This window comes from Sphaerisporangium fuscum (genome assembly GCF_018531465.1).
GTDB classification, from domain to species: Bacteria; Actinomycetota; Actinomycetes; order Streptosporangiales; family Streptosporangiaceae; genus Sphaerisporangium; species Sphaerisporangium fuscum.
Genome location: NZ_JAHDTF010000017.1, coordinates 18,859 through 41,510, shown reverse-complemented (window position 1 = coordinate 41,510; position 22,652 = coordinate 18,859). Strand labels below are relative to the sequence as shown.

Below are 22,652 nucleotides of genomic sequence, written 5' to 3'. Positions count from 1 at the left end.
TCGGCGTGAAGACGGGATCGGCACCGCGGCCATAAAGCGTCGGCGCGACGGCGGGATCGGCATCGCGATCACGAAGCATCGGCGGGTCGACGGGATCGGCACCGCGGCCACGAAGCGTCGCCGCGGCGGCGGGGCCGGCGAGTGGAAAGGGGGGCGGACGTGACTGGCGAGCGGCGGCTCCGCCCCGCGCGGCTCGGGCCACCGGATGTGCTGCGGGTCGGCGCGGCCGGGCTGCGGGCGCGGCCGACCCGGGTGGTCCTGTCGGCGCTCGGCATCGCGATCGGCATCGCCACCATGATCGCCGTGATCGGCATCTCGTCCTCGTCCCGGGAGCAACTGCTGCGCCAGCTCGACCGGCTCGGCACCAACCTGCTCACCGTCTCCCCCGGCCGCACCCTGTTCGGGGAGGACGCGAAGCTGCCCACCACCGCGCTCGACATGGTCGAACGGATCGGCCCGGTACGGACGGCGTCGGCCACCGGCTCCGTCGACACCAGCGTCCGGCGCACCGACCGCATCCCCGAGGCCGTCACGGGAGGCATCACCGTCCAGGCCGCGAGCACCGAGCTGCTGACCACCCTGGAGGGCCGTGTCGCGAAGGGGACATGGCTCAACGACGCCACCGGACGGCAACCCGCCGTCGTCCTCGGCTCGGAGGCCGCCGCCCGGCTCGGCATCACCAGGACGGGTGTGCGGGTGTGGATGGGCGACCGGTGGTTCACCGTGATCGGCATCCTGGACCCGATGCCGCTGGCCCCCGAGATCGAACGCTCGGCCCTCGTCGGCTTCCCGGCCGCCGAGAAGTACCTGGACTTCGACGGATACGCCACAACGATCTACGAGCGCTCGGCCGAGGAGTCCGTCGAGGCCGTACGGGACGTACTGCCGCGCACCGTCAACCCCGAGAACCCGAACGAGGTCCAGGTCAGCAGACCGTCGGACGCGCTGGCCGCCAGGGCCGCGGCCGCGGGCGCCTTCACCAACCTCCTGCTCGGCCTCGGCGCGGTGGCGCTGCTGGTCGGAGGCGTGGGAGTGGCCAACACCATGGTGATCTCCGTGCTGGAGCGGCGCCGGGAGATCGGCCTGCGGCGGTCCCTGGGGGCGACGCGGGGGCAGGTGCGGATCCAGTTCCTGGCCGAATCGCTGCTGCTGTCGGCGCTCGGCGGCATCTTCGGCTCGATGGCCGGGGCGCTGGCCACCACGGCGTACGCGCTGTCACGCGGCTGGCCGGCCGTCGTACCACCGTGGGCGCTGGGCGGCGGGATCGGCGCGACGCTGGTCATCGGCACGATCGCGGGGCTCTACCCGGCCATGCGCGCCGCCCGGCTGTCCCCCACGGTCGCCCTCGCCACCCAGTAGCGGGCGGGTCAGGAAGGGTCGCGGCGGAAGCGGCCGAGGAGGCCGCGACGGGGCTTGGCGTCGGGGGTCGCCGCACCGGGCGCGCCGCCCGCCGCCGGGGGCGTGGGGAGCGGTCCCCACAGGGTCGCGCCGTCGGTCGCCGGGGACGACGGCGCGGGCCCGTCCGCCGGACCGGCCACGGGGCCGGACGGGGACGCGGCGTCCTGCGCGAGCCCCGCCCCGGGCTGTTCGCCGACGGCGGGGAAGGCCGCGGTGCTGTCCTGTGCGGGCCCTGGCTGCCCCGCCCCGGGCTGCTCCCCGACGGCGGGGAAGGTCGCGGTGGCATCCGCCTGGTCGGCGCGCGGCCAGGGCTCGGCGGGCCCGGCGGCCGGCAGCGCGACCGGGCCGGCGAGGCCCTGCTCGTACGCCGCGCCGTACGCCTGCGGGTCGTGCGGAACCGGGAAGCCGTGCTCGGACATCGGCGGGTAGGTCTGACCGGGGACGAATCCGTGCCCGCCGACATACCCCTCACCCGGCACGTATCCCTGACCCGGGACGTACCCCGGACCGCCCGGGTGCGTCTGCCCCGGCGCCGGATAGCCCTGGACGGGGACGAAGCTGATGATCGGCGCGTACGCCATGCCGCCCTGGAAGACGGGGTAGCCCGGCATCGGCTGGCCGGGGAAGTCGTCGCCCCGGCTCCTGCCCCGGCCGCGCGGCCCGGCCTTGCGGATCGCCGCCGCGTGCGCGACCCGGCGGATCCTGCCCTCGAAGACCAGGATGCCCAGCATCACCAGGACGGCCAGCAGCACGCCCGGGATCGCGAGCTTCCTGCTGAGGGTGAGCTGGTCGTACTCGGGGGACGCGTTACGGATCTCGATGGGCACCGAGTCGGGCGTGGGCTCATCGAAGGACGAGCTCGGCGTCTCGGACGGGGAGGGGGTCGGTGTGGGCGACGCCAGCGCGAGCGAGATCTGCGGGTCGGGCGCGGGGCTCTCGGCCGGCGTGCTGGGCACCAGCGGGGTGCTGGAGGGGATCAGCGGGGTGCTGGACGGCGGGGTCTCGATCGCCGCCGGCGGAGGCACCACCGGTGAGGTCTTGGCCGACGTGGGGGACTTGGTCGGCTTGGGCGACTTGCTGGCCGTCGGCGACTTGGTCGGCTTCTTCGTCGGCTTCGGGGTGACCGTCGTGGTCTTGGTGACCGTCGGGTCGGGACTCTCGGTGATGGTGACCGTCACCGTCGGCTCGGCCTCGGGGTCACCGGTGTCGTCGGTGATCGTCGGATCGGTCGGCTCGATCTGGGTGGGGTCGGCCGCCGCGACCTGCGCGGCGTCGGCCCGGAAGGTGGTCATCGGCGCCGTGGCGAAGAGCACGGCGCCGGTCAAGCCGAGAGATGCGACCACTGCGGACGCGGCAGTCACACGTGCGCGTCCGCTCACCGTTCGCCCTCCAGACCGATACCTCTGCCAATTGAACTAGGGAAATACTAGTTCGGCAAAAGGAACAGTAAAGGGCGTTCAGGCGGAGAGTTCCTCTCGCGGCTCTGATTTCTTGGCGGCCCTCCGCCGGCGCAGCTTCATCTGGACGGCCAGCGCGCCGAGCAGGACCACGACGGCGGCCACGGCGGCGGGCAGGCCACGGACGATCTCCAGGTTCTCACGACCGCTGTCGGCCATGAGCCGGGGCTTCTCGGGGCGGATCTCCTGGGGCAGCGGCGCACCCAGCGGCGGGACCTGAGCCATGCCCGGCACCGCCCCCTGCCCCGGCACTCCGGGCATCCCAGGCTGCCCGGGCATCCCGAGTTGCCCGGGCACTCCGGGCTGCCCCGGCTTCCCGGGCATGCCGAACTGGGGCTGCCCCGGCATCCCGGGCAGAACCTGACCGGGAACCTGACCCGGCATGCCCGGCTGCGGCTGTCCCGACATGCCCGGCTGCGGCTGGCCGGGCATGCCCGGCTGGACCTGGCCGGGCGCGCCGGGCGGCATCTGGCCCGGCATGCCGGGCCGGACCTGGCCTGGCGCGCCGGGCCTGCCGGGCACCGGCATCGCACCGGCGCCGGCGCCGGCGGCGATCATGGGGCCGTACGCCTGGCCGGCGCCCGGAACCGGGACGAGAGCGGGGCCCGGAGGCATGGCGTTCGCCCGAGGCAGCCGGATCTTGCCGTTGCTCCCGGCCCCACCCGGCGCCATCGGGACGGGCATCGGCGCCTGGAGCGCCATGGGCGCCGGCAGGGCGCCGGTGAACACCGGCGGCCGCTGGTGCTTCGGCGGCCTGGCGGTGACACCGGGCGCCGGATGCGGGACCTGGGCGCGCCTGCCGGCCTTGCCTGCCGCTGCCCGCGAGGACCCGTACGGCGACTCGGAAGGGCCACCGGAGCTCCGAACCTGCGGGTGTGAACGGACCGCCGGAACGTCACGCCCGAGGGAACCCGACGCGCCCTGCCCCGGCGCCTGCCCGGCCTGCGAACGCGACCTCCCCTCCGTCCCCTGCCCGGCAGACTGCCCCACCTGCCCGAAACCAGAAGCCCCCTGCCCCGGCACCCCCTGGCCGGGACGGTGGCCCTGCTGCCCCGGCACCAGCTGGCCAGGACGCGCGCCCTCCTGTCCCGCCGCGAGCTGACCAGGACTGTAATCCTCCTGTCCCGGCGTGAGCTGGCCGGGACGGGAATCGGCCGGTGTCCGGTCGGGGCTCAGGGGCGGCTGGAACGGGAGGAAGGGCAGGGTTCCGGCGGACATGCTGGACATGCCGTTTTCGGGTCCAGCGAAAATCTCCGCGGATTCCGGAGATTGCCCTCTGATGGCCGCCCGTGCACTTGCGCTCGGCAAGCGCCCAAAGTCGCTTTTACCGGATTTGTCGCTTTTCCCGAAGATATCCAAGCCTTGCGAACCGGCACTTCCCGCGTTCTCCCCCGCCTCAGCAGGGGCGAGGGCCGCGTCGGCGGCCTCCGGCAAGGAACGTGCCTGCGTGGAGCTCTGGGGCCGCCCCGGGCCACCGTTCTGCGGCGGCGCACCCGGCGCCTGCGGCGGCTCCTCCGGCCGCGAGCCCTCCGGGACGGGGATCTGCGAAGGCGCCGGACTCGCGACCTGCGGCCCCGCGACGACGCTGCTTGCGCCGTTCCGGGCCTCCAGGCCGTCGCCCGCCGTGACGCCGCCGTTCTTGGCAGTGGGGGCGGGTCCGAGAGCCATGAGGCCGGCCGCGGCGGGACCACTGACGGTCGAGGCAGGACCACTGCCCACAGAGCCAGGGCCACCGGCGACCGAGGCAGGACCACCGACCGTAGAGCCGGGATCGCTGACCGTAGAGCCGGGGCCGCCGGCGGTCGCACCGCCGGGACCGCTGACGGTCGAGGTGGGACCACCGGCGGTCGCACCGCCGGGGCCGCTGACGGTCGAGGTGGGGCCACCGGCGGTCGAGCCGGCGGGACCGCTGACAGTCGAGGTGGGGCCACCGGCGGTCGGGCCGGCCGGACCGTCGACGGTCGAGGCGGTCGCGCCGCCGACCGCCGGGGCCTCGGGTGTGCCGCGGCCGGCCGCGGCGCCGTCGCCCGTCGTCGCCCCGCCGTTCACGCCGGCGGGGGCGGGGTCGAGGACGCCGGGGCCCGCGGGGGCGGGACCGCTGAGGGTCGAGGCGCTCCCGCCGCTGACGATCTTCTCCACGCCGTACTCCGGCGCGTCGTTGAGGTAGAGCTTGACGTCGGCCATGCGGGTGATCCACTGGACGCCCTCGGGACTCCGCATCTGGGCCACGGCGGTGACGCCGACCCGGTGGGCCCCCTGCGGCACCTTCAGCCCGACGTCGACCGTCTTGGCGCCCGTGGCCTCCGCGATGTCGCACACCCGAAGCCGGCGGTCGGGCTTGGCGGGCTTGGGAAGGGCCTCCTGGCATCCGACCGAGGCGAGAGCCTCGCCGGGAGTGGCCACGACCGCCAGGCGGGCGCGCTGCGCGAAGCCCTGGAGGCTGACCTGGAAGCGCAGCAGGTCGCCCGGACGTACCTGCGAGAGCTGCCGCGACGGATCGGCCACGCCCACCAGCCGCACGCTCAGCTGGGCGCCGTCGGCCCCGTCCGGCGGCCGCACCGCCGCCTCCCCCTGCGCCGCGGACGCGCCGAGGGCGGATCCCCCGCCGCCCAGAATCAGCGCTCCGGCACCGACTACGGACACCACCCTGGCACGTCGCCACCAATCGGCCACTGCAGCTCCCCGTTTCCCCGATACAGCACGCGACAAACTAGTCACGCTGTGTGACTGCTCATCGTACCCGGGTTCAGGAGTGCCGGATCAAATCCTGGACGGCCCTCACGATGGGAAGGTCGGCGGGCAGCCAAGGGATGGCATAGAGCTCGTCAGGGGCGAGCCAGCGCAGGGCCAAGTGCTCATGGGGATGCGGGATACCGGACGTCAGCGTGGCCAGCCAGACCCGCATCACGTACCCGGGGCTGAGCGGCCAGTCGCCGCCGATCTTCTCGCCGACCGCGATGTCGACACCGAGCTCTTCCCGGCACTCCCTGACCAGCGCCTGATGGTCGGTCTCCCCCGGATCGACCTTGCCCCCGGGGAACTCCCACCCGCCGGCCATCTCGGGGGGTCCGGCCCGCTGGGCCGCCAGGAGCCTGCCCTCTTCGACGATGGCCGCCGCGACAACAATCTTCTCCATGCGGGTAAAGACTAGGGAGCCCCCGCCGATCCCGCTTGGAAGACGCTTCGACGACGGCACGAGCAGGGTGATTCGCCCCCATGGAGCCCGAACGCCGGCAAACCCGCCGACGTCAGGTCAGGCCGAGGCGTTTGAGCTGGGAGAGGACGTCCGGGTTCTGGAGGGGACGGGTGTAGCCGACGATGTTGGGGCGATCGCGGTACGTCGTCACCTTGATCGGGCCGCAGAGCGTGCACCGGGCCTCGATCATCTTGCCGGGCGAGACCACCATGCCGACGTGCCCGGGAGTGTTCGCGGACGTGCCGGGCCCGGCGTTGAAGAACACCAGGTCTCCCGGCTGCTCCGAGCCCTTGGTCACCTTCACCCCGAACGGGAACTGCCCGAACGTCGTCCGCGGGATCGAAAGCCCTGCCGCCCGGTAGGCCATGTAGATGATGCCCGAGCAGTCGAAGCCGGCCGGGCCCGTGCCGCCCCAGATGTACGGCTTGCCGCGCTGGGCCAGCGCGAACTCCAGGATCTTCTTGACGACGTCGGTCGGCGCCGCCTCCACCAGCGGCTGGTCGCACGCCGGGTCGGCCTCGGCGGGGACGTCGAGGGTGCCGTCCGAGGCGTACTTGCGGGCGATCTCGAGCACCTGCTCGACGTACCACATCGCGTGGTTGTAGACGAAGAGCGCCCGCTTGAGGTCGCCCGGGGCGCCGTTGTGCTTCAGCATCTTCGCGGCGGCGAGGATGGCGTCGGCGGGGTTGTAGATGTCGGCCCATCCGTCGTCGTCGCCGTCGGAGGCGTACCCGCTGAACTTCGACGGGATCTTGATCTTCGCCTTGCCGCCCCACGTGCTGATGAGGAACTGCATGGGACCGGCGGCCCCGGCGTAGTTCGTCCCGCTCTTGACGCCGGCCATGTTCGAGCGGCCGTGGTCGGTCTCACGCTTGCCCACGGCGGCCAGCACGGTCCACTGGACGCCGATCTTCTTGCCCCACTTCTTGTAGAGGTCGAGGTAGTCGGTCGGGATGTCCGACTGGGCGGTGGTGGAGACGTTGGTGACCTTGGTGACGGCCCCGTCGTCGGCGCAGTCGCCGCCCGTGGTGCCGCCGCCGATGAACGAGGGGAACGAGCTCATCAGCATCGGCGCCATCACCAGGGTGACCAGCACCACGCCGGCGAGCCCGACGAGCAGCGCGAGCCGGACCCGGGAGCTCACTGCGTTGTCCCGTCGCCGCTGTCCCCGTCCTGTCCCGCGTCGGCGGGCTGCAGGTCGAACACCTTCCAACCGTCGCCCACCTGGGTCAGGGTGACGGCGTAGTCGGCGCTACGCTCCTGCGGACCGCTCTTGGCGGTGATGTGCTGCACGGCGGTGACGACGAACACGATCGACCCCCCTGCGATGCCACGGATGGTCTTCAACCGCGCCGACCCCTGGGAGACGACCTCGTCGGTGCGGTTCTGCTCGACCGTCGCCGGTGTGGTGACGTCGCGGGCGAGCATCGCGCCGAAGTCCACCGTGGTGAAGCCCTTCAGGCGTTCGGCGTACGACGCGGGGTCCTCGTCGTAGCGGAACGTCGCGTAGGAGACGGCGAACCGCTGGGCCAGATCGGCCGCCCGGGCGACCTGCTCCTTGCTGACCGGAAGGTACTTGTAGATGTCGAACGCCCCCGGGCTGATCGGCGTCGCGGACGGATCGGCCGACGGCGGCGCGGCGGCGGTCGGCGAGACCGCCGCCGCCCTGCCGGTCGGCAGCGCCTGTGGCGTGCCGCCGGCCACGGGCCGCATCGACAGGTAGATGCCGACGGCCGCCAGCGCGGCGACCACACCGGCGAAGACGAGCCCTCGCCGGTCGTTGCCCTGCACCATCGTCAGTCCTTGTCGCGGTTCGCCGGTCGCAGCCAGAAGGGCGAGGACTCGTCCTCACGGCGTGAGGACTCGGACCGCGGTGGCAGCCAGAGCGGCGGTGGCTCCTCGCCGCCGGAACGCCCGCTACCTGACAGCCAGCCGGAGGACCTCCCGTTCGACGACCCGCCGGACAGCCAGCCGGACCCGCCCGACGAACCACCGGACGACCCGCCGGACGACCCGCCCGACGAACGCCCGGACGAACCACCGGAGGACCGGCCGGAGGAACCGCCCGACGAACGGCCCGAGGAGCCACCGGACGAGCCGCCGCCCAGCAGGCCGCGCGGGCCGCCCGCCGTCGACCGTGGCGCCTTCGGCGCCGAGCCTTCCGACCGGCGCGACGAGCCGCCCGAGGACCCTCCCGAAGAGCTCGACCGCGAGGCCCAGCCGCCGGAGCCGCCGCCGAACCAGCCGCCCGTGGCACCGCCCGAGCCCGACGCCGCGGCGGCGCCGGAACCGGTGGACGTACGGGTGGCCGGGCGCTGGACGCCGGGCGCGCCGGCGCCGTTGGGGCGTCCGGACAGGTTGAGCGGCGGGGCCGCGCCGGGCCGCTGCACCGCCGTGCCGCGTCCGGCCTTGCGTCGCGCTCCCGTCTGCCCCTCGGCGTCGAGCGGCGCGGGCTGGGCGCCCGCCGGAACGCGGGTGCCCACCTGCTGGGTGGCGCCGGGGGTGACGTCCTCGCCCCGGACGCGGCCCTGCGCGACCCCGGTGGCCGTGGCCGCCGCCGCGCCGCCGGCCGCCATGGCCGCCGCGTTGATGACCGGCTCGGCCTTGCGCAGGCCCCAGCGGCCCATGCGCGCCGCCGCGACCGGCGGGAGGGCGTTCGCGGCGCGCGACAGGGTGGGCGCGCTGGCCGCCTCGCCGAGCATCCTGGTGGTGAGCGTGTGCCCGTCCATCGAGGCGAACAGGTGCTGGAAGGGACGCCGGTAGAAGAACCCCGCGATCGTCAGCAGCGCCATGAACATGATCTGCATGCCCCACGGCAGGTTCGTCGCGATGATCAGCGCGTAGCCGTACACCAGCACGCCGAGCACCAGGGCGAGCACCGCCTGCCGCAGCAACGTGCCGACCAGCATCTCGACCCAGCGCATCGCGATGATGCGCCCGGAGCCGGGGTGGACGCCGATCAGCAGGAACACCGGCCCGAGGATGAGCAGCAGCAGGAACCCGATCTTCAGGGCGATCAGCGACACCGCGACCAGGAAGATCAGCACTCCGGCGACCATTGCCGCCAGGAGCGCGCCGATCGCGATGCCGAGCCTGCTGGTCCAGTCCTTACCCTGGAACAGGGTGAACACCGGGGTGCTCTCCAGCGGCTTGGCGATCTCCTGCTCGTACCTCGCCTGGTAGGCGCCCGGGTTGGGCTTCTGGTCGGAGCTCTGCTCCTGCACGTCGATCGCCTGGATGTCGAGCAGCTTGGGCCCCATGACGTTCACGACGGGGGCCTTGGGGTCGGCGGTGCCGAACTCACCCATCAGCCACGGCTTGCAGACCAGGGTGGACCACAGGGCGTCGGCGTTCTGCTCGACACCGGGCGTGCCGCTCTGGGCGTACCCGCCGGGGCTGGACTTGGCGTTGTTCTGCCCCTTCTGCGGCAGGCAGGACGCGCCGCCCGCACCGGGCAGGCCGCCGAAGGCCGAGTTGACGACCTCGGCCGTCTTGTCGGTCACGGTCTTGCCGAGCCCGGTGAAGTCGCCGGGACGGCTGAAGAACCAGACGGCCACGGTGACGGCCAGGATCATCCAGATGACGCCCTCGGCCGTCGTGCTCGCCCGCTTGCGGATCAGCCCGTACCAGGCGAGCCACATCGCCGCGAGGAGGATCACCACCCGCAGGTACGGCCAGTACATGGCGTTGGCTAGGTTGGTGACGATGTCGTCGACCACGTCCTTGATCGACTGGAGCGGTCCTTCGGTGGCCGCGGCCTGGTAGGTCGTGATCGTCATGCGGTCGATGGCCTTGGCCCACAGGAACACCGTGTTCGCCCAGGCGTTGCCGAAGACGGCCGCCACGTCGGTGCAGCCGAGGCCGTAGGTGTGCCAGAACTGACCGGACATGCCGTACCGGTCGTAGTTGGTCAGCGGCTCGCGCACGGCCGTGCCGGCGGTCGTGGAGGCGCTGCCGCCGCCCACGGGCGGGGTGGCCGCCGTGCCGGTCGTCGTGGCCGCACCTGCCGCCGCCCCGGACGCGTCGGGCGGAGGCGGTTTGACGAGACCGTCGACGCCGCCGCCGACGATCTCGGGGGCCAGGTCGGGCGACAGGTCGCACGGCCCGGCCGCGCTCGCCACGGTGGGCGAGAAGGCGATCGGCACCACGAGCACGCTCGCGAGGATCGCCAGGATCAGGAAGATCTTCCGCCGCACCCGCCGCCCGGCCACGGGGGCCGTACGACGTGAACCGGACCCGGCCGACGCCCGGCGCGGCAGCCAGGAGAGCCTGCCCCGGAACATCGTCGACCGCCGCCCGGACACCTCTGAGCCCTGAGGATCACTCATGACCGCACCTCCTGCGCAGCCGCCCGCCTGCTCGCTCGCCCACGAGGATCATGCATGTTCTCGTCGGGTTTGTCGTGGGTCGGATTGGTGTCCAGCCAGCGCAGCAGCTCATCGGAGATCAGATCGACCCCGATGCGGCCGGCGCGGCCGTCCAGATCGCGGAAGATGCACTCGCCGTTGCCCAGCGCCCGCAGGGCGGCCTTGTGCTCCTCGGAGGGCTCCACACCCAGCAGCGCCATGACGTGGTCGACCTCGACGCGCTCGGTGGAGCGGAAGGCGAAAACGGAGGAGAGACAGTTGGTGACCTGCTCGTTCAGCAGGTCACCGGCGTTCTGGGAGACCAGCACCAGCGCGGTGTTCCTCGACCGGCCCATACGGGAGACCTCGGGCACCAGCTTGGCGCCCTCCGGGGTCGAGGTGATCGCCCAGGCCTCGTCAAGGAAGATCGCCTTGGGGGCGCGGCGGTCGAGGCCGTTCATCAGCCGCCGGGCGAACTGCGAGACGAGGTACAGCAACGCCACCGACAGGCGCTGCTCGTAGGAGTAGTCGTCGCGGACGGTGGTGACGTCGGGCAGCGTGAGCCCGCCGAGGGTGAACACCGTGGTCCACCCCTCGGTGTCGATCTGCTCCCCGCCGGAGGGGTCGAAGCACAGCCGGGCCAGGCGCATCTCGGCCATCGAGCGCAGCACGGCGCCGAGGTTGCGGGACGCGGCGTCCTCGGCCTGCTCCAGATAGTCGACGACCTTGCCCAGCGAAGGATCGGGCGCGTTCGACACCGCGGAGACGGCCTGGATCATCGCCGACTCCCGCTCCTCGGACATGCGCGGGAGCAGCAGCCGCAGCGTCTCGGTCGCCATGGTCTTCTTGGCCGCGATGTCGTCGCCGAACGAGAACGGGTCGAGCAGACCCGGCGCGGCCGACCCCAGCGGGATGATGCGCGCCTTGCGTCCCCGGCTCTGCAGCAGCTGCACCAGCGACTCGGCGTCGCCCTTGGGGTCGATGACCGCCACCGTGACCCCGCGCAGCGCCATCTGGTAGATCAGCAGCAGCGCGAGCGTGGTCTTGCCGCCGCCGGGCTCACCGGTGATCGCGATGGCCGTCGGCCGGTTGCGCGTGGCGGCCACCAGCGGGTCGAAGTGCACGATCGAACGGGCACGTCCGAGCGTCTCCCCGATGTACGGGCCGGCCCACCCCGCGCCGCTCTCGTCGATGCGGTCGCCGAGGTCCACCGTGGCCGTGGCCATGCCGCCCGCGATCGTGCGCAACGGCTGCCGCTGGGCGTAGGCGTTGACCCGCACCCGCTCCCCTGGCAGCGCCTCGCAGAACAGCGAGAACTGGTCGCCGGTGGAGTTGACGATGTCGATGCCCATGTCGCGGTAGTGCTCCACGACGGCCTCGACCCGCTGCACGCACATCTCCTCCGTGGGCGCGGCGACCATCAGCCGGTGCCACCCGTACACGAAGGGCAGGCGCTCCTTGGTGATGCCGTGCTCAAGCATGCGCGCGGCGTCGATCTGCTCGGCCAGGGCGATCGGCGCCTCGGCACCGGCTTCCCGGATGTGGATGTCCATGTCGCGGGCGTGCGCGAGCTTGCGCGCGACGTCCTTGCTCGCCTTGATCGGGGGAATCAGGCGCATCCGCGAGCTGACCTCCACCGGAAAAGGTAACTGGTCCATGAAGTGCAGCCACGGCTCGCCGTCCGGGAACGGCATGAGGTCGGGGAACCTGGCGAACGACAGGTGGGCGACGTAGGAGTCGCCCGTGGGCTGCTCGATGCGCAGGAACGAGCGGCCGTTGTGGATCTGGCCCTCCACCAGAGACTCCACCTCGCCCTTGCCCCAGCGGCGGGACGGGGTGGCCGACGACGGCGGGTCGCCGAGCGAGCCGGAGGCGGCGTGCCGGAACAGCCAGGCGATCTCGCCGGAGGTGGCGTGCCTGGCGTACAGGGCGCTCGTGCCGAGGGCACGGCCGAGGCGCTCGGCCTGCTCGGTCCACTTGTTGATCTCGGCGTCGGGGACGTGGTCGTCCTCCAGGCCGAGGGCCTTCTCGCTGCGCTGGTAGAACCCGAACATCTGGGCCAGCACACCGGTGCCGAGCTGCGCGCCGCGCGGCCCGAGACGGACCCCGAGGTAGACCTCCTTCGTCCAGAAGTCCTTCGCCCAGACGTGGCGGTACATGTCCTCGAGGTACTCGCGCCAGCCCTCCCCCTCGTCGGAGGTGGCGTTCAGCGCCATCGCCCACTCGGCGGCCGCGTAGGCCCGGTGTGCCACCCGCAGGTGCACCTCGGCGTCGGGCATGCGGATGGCGGCCAGGGCGATGGTGATGTTGGTGGCGAGCGCCTCGCGCTCCTCCGCGGTGATGAACTCGTAGCTCACCGTCGGGAGCCGGAAATACGCCCACGCGGACGAGTCGGTGAGGAGGATCCGATCGTCGAAGTAGCGTACGGCCAGCCTGCTCCTCGACCGCGACGATCTTCCCATCAGCCGTCCCGCTCCCCGCTCGGCACCGTGGTCACAGCCCGGCACGCCCGCAGCTCGACCACGGACCGGCACGCCCGCCGCTCCCCGCTCGGCACTGTGGGCGCGTGCCGGTACGGCCGCAGCTCGAGGCACGCACGCCGCTTCACGCTCGGCACTGTGGGCGCATGCCGGTACGGCCGCCGCTCCACGCCGCACGACCGGCCGCCGGCCTCCGGCCGCGGCTCCCGCTCCCTCGTCACCGAGCCACTTCCTCCTCGCTCCGGACCCGCCGCCTCATCACTGCCCTACTCTCTCCCGACTCCACCCTCGCCGTCTCGTCATCGGGCCACCTCCTCGCTCGGGTGAGAGGTGGAGGCGAGGCCGCTCGCCACCACCCCGGCCAGCGCGACGTACGCCCTGCGTCCACCGGCGCGCAGATGGGTCAGCTGGACGGGCCCGGCGTGCCCGGGCGCGAGTTCGTCCTCCCAGGGAACGCGGACGATCGCCCGGCAGCGGCCGCGGGCCACGGCCTCGGCCTGCTCGACACCGGCCATGCTGCGGCGGCTGACGCCGTTGATCACCATGATCGCCCGCCGCCGGAGCTCGGTGGACCCGTGCCCGTCGAGCCAGTCGAAGGTCATCGCCACCGCCTCCGGCGCGTCCTCGCTGGCGGGCGCCACGAGGATCAGCTGGTCGGCGTACGGCAGCATGCGCGCCGCCACCGACGCGGCGGGATCGACCAGGATCAGCCGGTAGTGCCGGTCGAGCATGCGCATCGCCTGTCCGAGCCGCTGGTCGGAGAGCAGTCCCCGGTCGGCGAGCCTGCGCGCGGCCGCCGCGTCGGAGTCGGACCCCACGACCTCCAGGCCGGACTCGCATCGCGTGGTGTACGCCCGCATGCTGAGGTAGCCGCCCACACCGTCGAGCCCGGAGAGCAGCGAGGTCAGCGTCTCCGGCGACTCGGCGTGGATGCGGCTGGTCAGCGTGTGGTCGCCGGTGTTGGCGTCGACGGCGAGGACCCGGTCGTCGCGGTAGCGGGCGAGGGTGTGGCCGAGCATCAGCGCGGTCGTGGTCTGTCCCGCGCCACCGGTGCAGCCCAGCACGACGACGCGGCGGCTGCCGGTGAGCACGGTGCGCGCCCTGGCCTCGTCGGTCTCGATGCCGTCGTTACGGCTCGGTCCGCCGCCACCGACCACGACCTGCGCGAGGCGCCGCCACCCACCGGTCTGGTCGCGTCCGACGACCGACTCGACGCGGCGGACCTTCGGCTCGTCCCCGGCACGAGGTCCCGGGACGGGGACCGACGGCACGGCCGGATCGGCACTCGCGCCGGAACCCGCCGGGACCGCCCGGATGGACAGCGGCGGCGCCGCCTGCTCCCGCCCGGCCGACCGCGACGGAACCCTCGGACGCTCCTCGGCCCTGGCCGCCGGCACCTCGGCACGCTTCGCCGGACTCTCCACCGGCCGCTCCGGACGCGCCACCGGGCTCTCCACCGGCCGCTCCGGACGCGCCACCGGACTCTCCACCGGCGTCACCGGGCTCTCCACCCGCTCGACACGCTTCGCCGGACTCTCCGCCGGCCGCTCCGGACGCGTCCCCGGCCTGACCGAGCCGTCCGCCCGCTCGACACGCGTCACCGGACTCTCCGCCGGCCGTTCGACACGCGTCACCGGACTCTCGACCGGCCGTTCGGCGTTTTCGGCGAGGACTGCCGGGGACGGAGGCTCTACGGCGAGACCGCCCTTGAACGGCGTGGGGCGGGCCGTGGGGCGTGGTGGCTGTCCCTTGCGGTGCTGTTCGCGACCGTCCGTCTCTTCAGCGGCACCGGAGCCCCCCGGGAGGGACTCACGCCGGTCGGAGAGCCCGATGCTCTCCAGGGAGAACGTGCGACGCTCCTGGGGAACCGCCTGCTCCTCACGCTCCAGCCCTTCGGATCGCTGCCTACCGGCGCCGGCGGGGCCGCGTGTCTCAGAGGCCGGTGCGGCGCCGCCCGCCCTGCCTTCGGCGGAAGCGGCGAGCCTGCGCAGGCGGCGCAGCGCCTCGGTGCCGATGGGCGGCGGGACCGAGGCGGCAGCCGGCTCCTGACTCTGCGCACCGGCGGACGGCGGGACGGCAGCCGGCTCCTGACTCTGCGCACCGGCGGACGGCCGAATCGTGGCCTGGCGCTGGGTGCCGATGGGCGACGGAACCTCGGCCTCACGCGGGGTGTTCACGGGCGACGGAACCTCGGCCTCACGCGGGGGGCCGATGGGCGGCGGGGCCGTGGCCTCGGCGTCCGCCCCGTCTCCGGACGGGACTTCGCCTTCGGCTTCCGCCGCGGGCGGTTCCGCCGGCCGGGTGAAGGCGTTGGAGACTTCGGGAGGGAGCGTCAGCCGGGTGCGGACGGGCGGGTGCGCGACAGGCACGACGGCCTCGGCACCGAAGCCCTGCACCTCGACCGCCTCGGCGGCGAAGCCCTGCGCCTCGACGGCCCCAGTGGCGAGACCATGCGCCTCGACGGCACCGGTGGCGAAGCCGTGCGCCTCGGTGGCGAGACCCTGCAGCTCGACGGCCCGCTCGGGCGTGGCCGCCACCGCCGTCTCCAGCGCGCGCTCACGGACGTTCTCCGCCCGCTCGGGCGTGGCCGCCACCGCCGTCTCCAGCGCGCGCTCACGGACGTTCTCCACCCGCTCGGGCACCCGCTGCGGCGGGGACGCCGGGTGCTCGCCCGCCGGCTCCGGGCTCTCGCCGGACCGCGGCTTGGGGGGCACGCCGGTGGGCACCGGGGCGGCCGGCGCGAGGGCTTGCGCCGGCTCGGTGACGACATCGCCCCAGGTGATGCGCGGCCGCTCGACCACGGTGCCGGCCGTTCCCAGTGCCGGGGCCTCCCGGAGGCGCTCCTCCGAGGCGGTCGCACCGGCGAGGGACGCGGCGGGGCGGGATTTGACGGAAGGCAACTGCCTGGGGGCCAGGGCCTCCAGCGGACGGCGACGCGGAGCGGTGTGCTTGGGCTTCGCCCTGGTGCCGCGGCGGGACCGGGAGGTGGACTTCACCGTGTCAGCGGACAGGACCTGAGCGGCCTGCGGAGCCGCCCGCCACACCCTCGCGGTGAACGTGATCTCGTCGGGCTCGTGGAGCGGCGCCAGGCGGGCCCACGTCTTCGGCTCGCCGATGTAGCGGATCTGGGACTGCAGCAGCTCGGTCAGCCGCTTGCTCTCGATCACCGGACGGGTCGACAGCCACGTCACGATGCCGGGCGGCACGAGATAGACCACGTGCCACGGCGTCTCGAAGGGCATCCCGAGGACCGCCAGAAGGATCGACCATGGGACCAGCACGCCCAGGAACACACCGATCCAGACGATCGGAAGCGGCATCGGCAGCCGAAGGTCGTACAGCTTGTAGAGCCGCTTCTCAATCCGCCAGATATTGGTATAGGTAGGCAGGTCCACCCGATCCTCCTCTCCCTCGCACGGCCGTCAGGTCACGCTCACTTGATGCCGAGCGCCCCTGCGATGGCCTTCGCCGTCACCTCGATGACGTTGGGCACGTAGAAGATCACGCCGATCGCGACAGCCAGGATGATGAACTGCACGAATCTGGTGATCTCTCGCGTGAAGAGGAAGAAGATCGCGACCACGGAGACCACGACAAGGAACAGCGGGGCGAAGAACTTCCGCAGGAAGTCCGCCAGTCCCGCGGTGTTCACCCCGCCGGTCGGGGGCGCCGACGGCGTCAGGAGCTCCAGGGCGTTCTCCGCCATGACTTTCAGAATCAACTCTCGTCCTCCTGCTTGTGGTCACGCCGGCCGGTACGCGGAGCGGCCCGCGCTCCCTTTGCTGCTCCCTGGCTCCCCAGTTCCGCCCCGGCCTCACCCCGCGGACCGCGTCGCGCCGCGAATGTCTTTGACGTACCAGTTGTCGCCCTGCTTCTCGACGACGAGCCGGTACGCCTGCTCGAGGCCGGCGGCCTGGGCGCCGGGATCGGTGGATGTGGAGGACGGACTCGGTGTCGAGCCCGTGGGGACGGTCCACACGACGACGGCGGTGACCTCGCGGGTGGTGCCCCCGGGCGGGGCCGTGACGCTCTTCAGCTCACCCAGGCTCACCTTGCCGCCGAAGCCGTCGAGCGTCGTGCCCTGGGCGACGTAGCGCTGCAGCTGGGTGGCGTCGCCGGAGGCGTAGGCCTTGAAGAAGCCTTCGAGCTGAGGGCGCAGTTCGCTCTCGGTGGTGTCGTCGTGCTCGGGCTCGGGAAGCTGCGGCAGGCCGGCGGCGTCTCCGGCCGGCAGCAGCGCGGGCTCGCCGGACACGACGAACTTGTGGTCGGTGTAATAAACGGGGACGGAAAGCTTCCAGCGTTGTGCGCCAGATTGGGCGAAAACCGTCACAACGGCATTTTGGGCATCGCTGACTTGGACATCCGACGCCTGGAAAGCGCCCGCCGACATGCGGCCGAATCCGTTCCATCCCAGTTGGCCACCGCCTTCGGGAAGGAACGGCTTGAGCCGCTCGGCCCTCTCGTCGGGCTTGGAGCCGTCGAAATTGAGATACGCGGCGGCGAACTGGCTGGCGAACGCCCCCGCCTCCGTCTTCGGGAACCCGAAATCGGTCGGGGTGGCCGTGGGACCGCTGGGCTCGCTCGGCTGGGCCAGTCGCTCGATGGGCGCGCGGACGCCGTTGACGACGATCACGATGATGAGGGCCCAGAGCACCGCCCTGCCGGTCCACACGAGCCAACGCCCGCCCCCGCCGGACCATGCGCCGCGCCGGGAGGCGCCGCGTCCTCGTGCCGTCACGTGGTCAGGATCGGGATCATAGGGCGACGGAGGGTACGTCGAATGCTCGGGTTCGCCAGCGGTCCGCGGACCGTGCTGGACGTCTGACCTGCGAGCCATCACGCCTCCGCTCGCGCCGATCCCCCCGGCTGGCGCGCAATCGTCTTACCGTCGTTCCTGTTATCCATGGTGATGATTTCACCTTAGCGGCCCCACCAATTCTTCCAGGAAAGCCACGCCCATGCTGCAGGCATCGCCGTAGCAGACCAAGTCGGTCTTCCTCCCGTTTCGGGTACGCGACCGCCCGGTTCACGCAGGCCAGGGGGCATATGTCCGGTGGCGAGTCAGGGCATACCTCCGCAAGAGACGTCGCTGTAAGGATTAAGCTCGCACCAGACGGGAAATGGCAGCAAAACGGACTGACGATGGAGGCGTCGTTCCAGTTCACAGGGGCCACGGCACTGCGCGCGGACCTCTCTGTGACGACGGCGGCGGGCTCGGCCGGGAGGCTGCGAACCGTCCGCACGCACCGGCCTCCCTTCCGCCAGGCTGCTCTCTCCTGCGGGCCGGCACAGGCGTACGCCCTCAGCACGCCCCACCGGGGCGCACTGCCGACCCAAGCATTGGAGACTACGCGCGGCGGGCGTCCCACCTGGATTACCTGACGGCCACGCATTGGTACCCACCAGACGAAGCGTTCGCCCAAGCGGGTGAGACCGACTGCACGCATCGGATCGCACGTGCAGACACAGAAGCTCATCAGGAGCCCTACCGTCCTCGCGAAGGGGAGCATCAGCGCACATGGGGCTCACGTTGCCGTGGCGCATGGCGCACGACGACCACGCCTGGGCGCCGGCGGACCGGCGGGCTGCGATGTGGAGGTACCCCGACCCCACCCTCACCGTCACGGATCTGCACGTGGTTGTGTGCTGTGCGCAGTGCACGATCACTTGTGCGCGGTGCTGAGCTGCTCCGTGATTCTGGGGAGTCGAACCCCGCGCTGCTCTCCACGCGCCAAGAAGAGGGCCGGAACCGCCGACCCGCGGTCTGTGCACGCCTCCGTGAACGACTACCTGCTCCACATCGCGCTCTGCTCAGTCCAGCAGGTCCACCTCCCAGTTCGACCGCTGGATCCGCACATCGAGCTCGCGGATCTCGCGCGCCAGCGCATCCGCCTGAGCACGAAGCTCCGCGACCGGAAGCGCGGACAGCATCATCAGCTCGGACCGCAACTGCCGGACATATTCCCGCTGGTCCCGGCCGGCGGCCGCGTCGGCCGCCGCGGTGATCAACCCGTGACGCAGCCGCAGCACATCCCTGCGCGCCAGCGCGTCGGTGAGAGTACCGCCCGTATCGATCGTCGTCACGGCGTTGGTCCGATTGATCCGCCGGATCAACGACTCAAGGTCGTCCAGGACCTGTCCGGCCTCGGCCAACAGGCTCCCCGCGTCCTCGGCGGGAACTTCGCCCTCCTGGTATCGGGCAGTGCTGACCACACGGGCGCGCAGTTGCTCCACCCGGCGTACCGCGTCCGCGCGCAGCGCCAGCGCCTCGGCAAGCTTCAAGGTCCCTTACCTCCGTCGCGGTGAGATCCGGAAGGAGTATGGCCGATCCACTCGGCCCACAACGGGCTTTTCGCGTTTGGACGAACATATCGGCCGCGTTGGACTTCGTCTCGCCCTGTCTGAGCCGACACGGGCGAGCCGGCTCGGGCCCGGCCCAAGCCAGCACAGGGCAGGGAAACAGGGTGACCCAGCCGGAGAAACAGGAAGGGGCCAGCCTCTAAAACTGACCCCTGACCTGGAGTTTCTTGCTCTGATCAGCCGCTTCGATCGATCAAGGAGTCACGTATCAGACGTTGAAGCGGAACTCCACCACGTCGCCGTCGCGCATGACGTAGTCCTTGCCTTCGATGCGGGCCTTGCCGGCCGAGCGGGCGGCGGCGAGGGAGCCGGCCTCGACCAGATCGTCGAAGGAGACGACCTCGGCCTTGATGAAGCCGCGCTGGAAGTCGGTGTGGATCACTCCGGCGGCCTCCGGCGCGGTGGCGCCCCTGCGGATGGTCCAGGCGCGGCTCTCCTTGGGGCCGGCCGTGAGGTAGGTCTGCAGGCCCAGGGTGTTGAAGCCCACCCGCGCGAGCTGGCTCAGGCCCGACTCCTCCTGGCCCACCGACTGCAGGAGCTCCAGCGCCTCGTCGTCGGGCAGCTCGACCAGCTCCGACTCGATCTTGGCGTCGAGGAAGACGGCCTCGGCGGGCGCGACGAGTTCGGCGAGCCGGGCGCGCAGGGCGGCGTCCTCGAGCTCGTCGGCGTCGAGGTTGAAGACGTACAGGAACGGCTTGGCCGTCAGGAGGTGCAGCTCGCGCAGGTCGGTGAGGTCCATGCCGGAGGCGTACAGCGTGGTGCCGGAATCGAGCACCTTGGACGCCGCCTCCGCCGCCTCCAGGGCGACCTTGCGGTCCTTGTTGAACTTCGCCTCTTTGGCCAGGCGCGGCAGGGCCTTCTCGAGCGTCTGCAGGTCGGCGAGGATCAGCTCGGTGTTGATCGTCTCGATGTCGCGCTGCGGGGAGATCTCGCCGTCGACGTGGGTGACGTCGGGGTCGGTGAAGACCCGGATGACCTGGCAGATGGCGTCGGTCTCACGGATGTTGGCGAGGAACTGGTTGCCGCGCCCCTGCCCCTCGGACGCGCCCTTGACCAGGCCCGCGATGTCGACGAACTCGACCTTGGCGGGGAGGACGCGAGCGGAGTCGAAGATCTCGGCCAGCTTCTGCAGCCGTGCGTCGGGGACTCCCACGATGCCCACGTTGGGCTCGATCGTGGCGAACGGGTAGTTGGCCGCCAGGGCGTTCCCGCTCTTGGTCAACGCGTTGAAAAGCGTGGACTTGCCGACGTTGGGCAGGCCGACGATGCCGATGCTCAAGCTCACGCTTGCCGAGTTTACGCGGCTCGCGCGCCTGGACTGGAATCATGCCGGGAGTGGACGTCATGGCACTCGCCTTCCAACTCGCCGTCGGACTGGCCGCGGGACTGGTGATCGGTTTCGCCGTCGGCCGGGCGCGCGCCGCCGCCCGTACCTCCGCCGCCGAGGCGCGGATCGCCGAGGCCGAGGCCCGCGCGAACGCCGCCGAGGCCCGCGCGGACGCGGCCGAGGACAAGGTCGCCTACGTCGAGGACCAGATGGCGCAGCGGTTCCAGACGTTGTCCACCCGCGCGCTCGACGTCAACAACCTGCGCTTCCTCGAACTGGCCGAGAGCCGCCTGGCCGCGTCCCGGGCGGAGGCCGCGGGCGACCTGGAACAGCGCAGGCAGGCGGTGGAGAACCTCGTCGCCCCGCTGCGCGAGACCCTCGCCAAGGTCGAGGAACAGCTTCGGGCCAGCGAGACCGGCCACCGCGTCGCCCAGGCGGAGCTCGGCAAGCAGATGGAGTTCGTGCGGGAGAGCTCCGAGCAGCTCAAGGCTCAGACGGCGGCCCTGGTGAGGGCGCTGCGGCGGCCGGAGGCGCGCGGACGGTGGGGGGAGCTGCAGCTTCGCAGGGTCGCCGAGATCGCCGGCATGGTGAGGTTCTGCGACTTCGACGAGCAGGCGAGCGCGGCCACCGCCGACGGCGTGCTGCGGCCCGACATGGTGGTGCGGCTCGCCGGCGGCAAGAACATCGTCGTGGACTCCAAGGTGTCGCTGGCGGCCTACCTGGAGGCGGCCGAGGCCGGCGAGAGCGTCATGCAGGACGCCCGGCTGGACGCCCACGCGCGCCACCTGCGCGAGCACGTCGACCGGCTGGCGTCCAAGGCCTACTGGCAGGCGTTCAGCCCCGCGCCGGAGTTCGTGGTGCTGTTCATCCCCGGCGAGGCGTTCCTGGCGCCCGCCCTGGAGCGCGACCCGGGTCTGCTGGAGTACGCGATGTCGAGGCGGGTCCACATCTCCACCCCGACCACGCTGATCACGATGCTGCGCACCGCGCAGTACGCCTGGCAGCAGGAGGCCCTGAGCCGCAACGCCCGGGCGGTGTTCGACCTCGGCAAGGAGCTGTACGAACGGCTCGGCGCGATGGGCCGCAACGTCGACGCCCTCGGCAAGGCGCTCACCCGGGCCGTGACGGCGTACAACAAGACGGTCGGCTCGCTGGAGAGCCGCGTCCTGGTGACCGCCCGGAAGCTGAACGACCTCGGGGTGGTCGACGGGGAGCTGCCCCAGCCCGATCTGGCGGAGGAACTGCCGAGACGCCCCTCGATGCCGGAGCTCGTGGAGGAGCCCGCGGGACACCCCGGCGAGGACTCCACCGGCGACAGGGGCCCCGAGGGGGCTGTGGAACCGGCCTCCGAGGACCGGGCAGCGCAACCCCAGGGTGAAGAGACGGTAAGCCCGTTTCCGCCCCCTCGGATGAACGGTAAGTTGGCGCGAGACTTGCCGTAGGCAGTAGGACGGGATCCCGGCCGCGGGGCCGCCGACGACCGCGCCCGGAGGGGGCGACAGTGGTAGCACAGGAGCGAGCGCGACCGGGGGTCAGGCTGACCGCCCGGGGCGCCGTCGCGCTCATTTTCGTGGTCACTCTGGCCTGCGAGGCGACCGGGTCGACGGTGGTCGTCGGGCTCGCCTTCTGCGCCGCGTGCCTGGCCGGGGTCCTGTTCGTGCAGCCCCGTGATCTGCTGTCGCTGGTGGTCAGCCCGCCGCTGGTCTTCTTCTGCGCCACCTTCGTCTCCGCCGTGCTCGGCTCGCTGGGGACGCCGTCGCTGATCCAGGCTCTCGGCCTCGGCCTCGTCACCGACCTGTCGGCGGCCGCGCCCTGGCTGTTCGCCGGCTCGGCCCTGGTGCTGGCGGTGGCGTGGCCGCGCGGGCTGCCCGCGAACGTCCGCGAGCTGCGCGCGCAGGTGCGCGGCTCGCAGGTCCCCGAGGCCGCCGCCCCTCGTGCCGCCGCCCCGCCCGCGGTCAAGAACCGGGCGCGCGGAGACGGCGAGGGCGGTTTCGCCCCCGAGCCGGAGGGCTACTTCGAGCCTCGCGTGTACGGCACGCGCCGCGACGACGAGTCGAAGGACGACCGGCCGGCCTGACCGGCGGCCTT

General features: G+C 72.2%; 16 protein-coding genes. 3 read left to right on the top strand and 13 right to left on the bottom strand.

What is annotated here, in order from left to right; genetic code table 11:
* Window positions 1-159: 159 nt before the first annotated feature.
* Window positions 160-1,359 carry an ABC transporter permease gene (locus tag KIK05_RS21545; protein ID WP_214412583.1) on the top strand — a complete coding sequence of 400 codons (1,200 nt, stop codon included), beginning with the start codon at window positions 160-162 and terminating at the stop codon, window positions 1,357-1,359.
* Between the two features lie 8 nt (window positions 1,360-1,367).
* Here KIK05_RS21545 and KIK05_RS21540 read toward each other — a convergent pair whose 3' ends face one another.
* From KIK05_RS21540 to ychF, 13 genes are all read right to left on the bottom strand, one after another.
* Window positions 1,368-2,723 (bottom strand): hypothetical protein, encoded by a 1,356-nt coding sequence (locus KIK05_RS21540; RefSeq protein ID WP_214412582.1) that lies wholly within the window; start codon window positions 2,721-2,723, stop codon window positions 1,368-1,370.
* A gap of 132 nt (window positions 2,724-2,855) precedes the next feature.
* Window positions 2,856-5,498 carry a hypothetical protein gene (locus KIK05_RS21535; RefSeq protein WP_214412581.1) on the bottom strand — a complete coding sequence of 881 codons (2,643 nt, stop codon included), beginning with the start codon at window positions 5,496-5,498 and terminating at the stop codon, window positions 2,856-2,858.
* A gap of 103 nt (window positions 5,499-5,601) precedes the next feature.
* Complete coding sequence (locus KIK05_RS21530) at window positions 5,602-5,991, bottom strand: (deoxy)nucleoside triphosphate pyrophosphohydrolase (RefSeq protein ID WP_214412580.1); 390 nt, start codon at window positions 5,989-5,991, stop codon at window positions 5,602-5,604.
* Window positions 5,992-6,103: 112 nt separating this feature from the next.
* Window positions 6,104-7,195, bottom strand: a complete 1,092-nt coding sequence (locus KIK05_RS21525; RefSeq protein WP_308250050.1) for a C40 family peptidase — start codon at window positions 7,193-7,195, stop codon at window positions 6,104-6,106.
* Window positions 7,192-7,845, bottom strand: coding sequence for a hypothetical protein (locus KIK05_RS21520; RefSeq protein WP_214412579.1), 654 nt, complete (start codon window positions 7,843-7,845; stop codon window positions 7,192-7,194). Before KIK05_RS21520 ends, KIK05_RS21525 begins: the two co-directional genes overlap by 4 nt.
* Window positions 7,846-7,847: 2 nt before the next feature.
* Entirely contained in the window at window positions 7,848-10,379 is a 2,532-nt protein-coding gene (locus KIK05_RS21515) for a type IV secretion system protein (protein WP_250563202.1), read from the bottom strand.
* The gene (locus KIK05_RS21510; RefSeq protein ID WP_214412578.1) at window positions 10,376-12,859 is read right to left on the bottom strand and encodes an ATP-binding protein; all 2,484 of its coding nucleotides are present in this window, start codon (window positions 12,857-12,859) and stop codon (window positions 10,376-10,378) included. Before KIK05_RS21510 ends, KIK05_RS21515 begins: the two co-directional genes overlap by 4 nt.
* Window positions 12,859-13,005: a hypothetical protein gene (locus KIK05_RS21505; RefSeq protein ID WP_214412577.1), complete on the bottom strand. Its 147-nt coding sequence runs from the start codon at window positions 13,003-13,005 to the stop codon at window positions 12,859-12,861. The genes KIK05_RS21510 and KIK05_RS21505 overlap by 1 nt, the downstream gene beginning before the upstream one ends.
* Before the next feature lie 171 nt (window positions 13,006-13,176).
* Entirely contained in the window at window positions 13,177-16,272 is a 3,096-nt protein-coding gene (locus KIK05_RS48215) for a conjugal transfer protein (RefSeq protein ID WP_214412576.1), read from the bottom strand.
* A gap of 38 nt (window positions 16,273-16,310) precedes the next feature.
* Entirely contained in the window at window positions 16,311-16,583 is a 273-nt protein-coding gene (locus tag KIK05_RS21495) for a hypothetical protein (RefSeq protein WP_250563201.1), read from the bottom strand.
* Between the two features lie 108 nt (window positions 16,584-16,691).
* Window positions 16,692-17,615, bottom strand: a complete 924-nt coding sequence (locus tag KIK05_RS21490; protein WP_308250049.1) for a conjugal transfer protein — start codon at window positions 17,613-17,615, stop codon at window positions 16,692-16,694.
* A 1,073-nt stretch (window positions 17,616-18,688) separates the two neighbouring features.
* Window positions 18,689-19,159, bottom strand: coding sequence for a DIP1984 family protein (locus tag KIK05_RS21485; protein ID WP_214412573.1), 471 nt, complete (start codon window positions 19,157-19,159; stop codon window positions 18,689-18,691).
* A 286-nt stretch (window positions 19,160-19,445) separates the two neighbouring features.
* A complete protein-coding gene (gene ychF, locus KIK05_RS21480; protein WP_214412572.1) occupies window positions 19,446-20,522 on the bottom strand; it encodes a redox-regulated ATPase YchF in 1,077 nt (358 codons plus the stop codon).
* 41 nt (window positions 20,523-20,563) lie between these two features.
* Between ychF and KIK05_RS21475 the strand changes: the two genes are divergently transcribed.
* Together KIK05_RS21475 and KIK05_RS21470 are read left to right on the top strand one after the other, a co-directional pair.
* Window positions 20,564-22,006 (top strand): DNA recombination protein RmuC, encoded by a 1,443-nt coding sequence (locus KIK05_RS21475; protein ID WP_214412571.1) that lies wholly within the window; start codon window positions 20,564-20,566, stop codon window positions 22,004-22,006.
* Window positions 22,007-22,065: 59 nt separating this feature from the next.
* Entirely contained in the window at window positions 22,066-22,641 is a 576-nt protein-coding gene (locus KIK05_RS21470) for a DUF6542 domain-containing protein (protein ID WP_214412570.1), read from the top strand.
* Window positions 22,642-22,652: the final 11 nt, after the last annotated feature.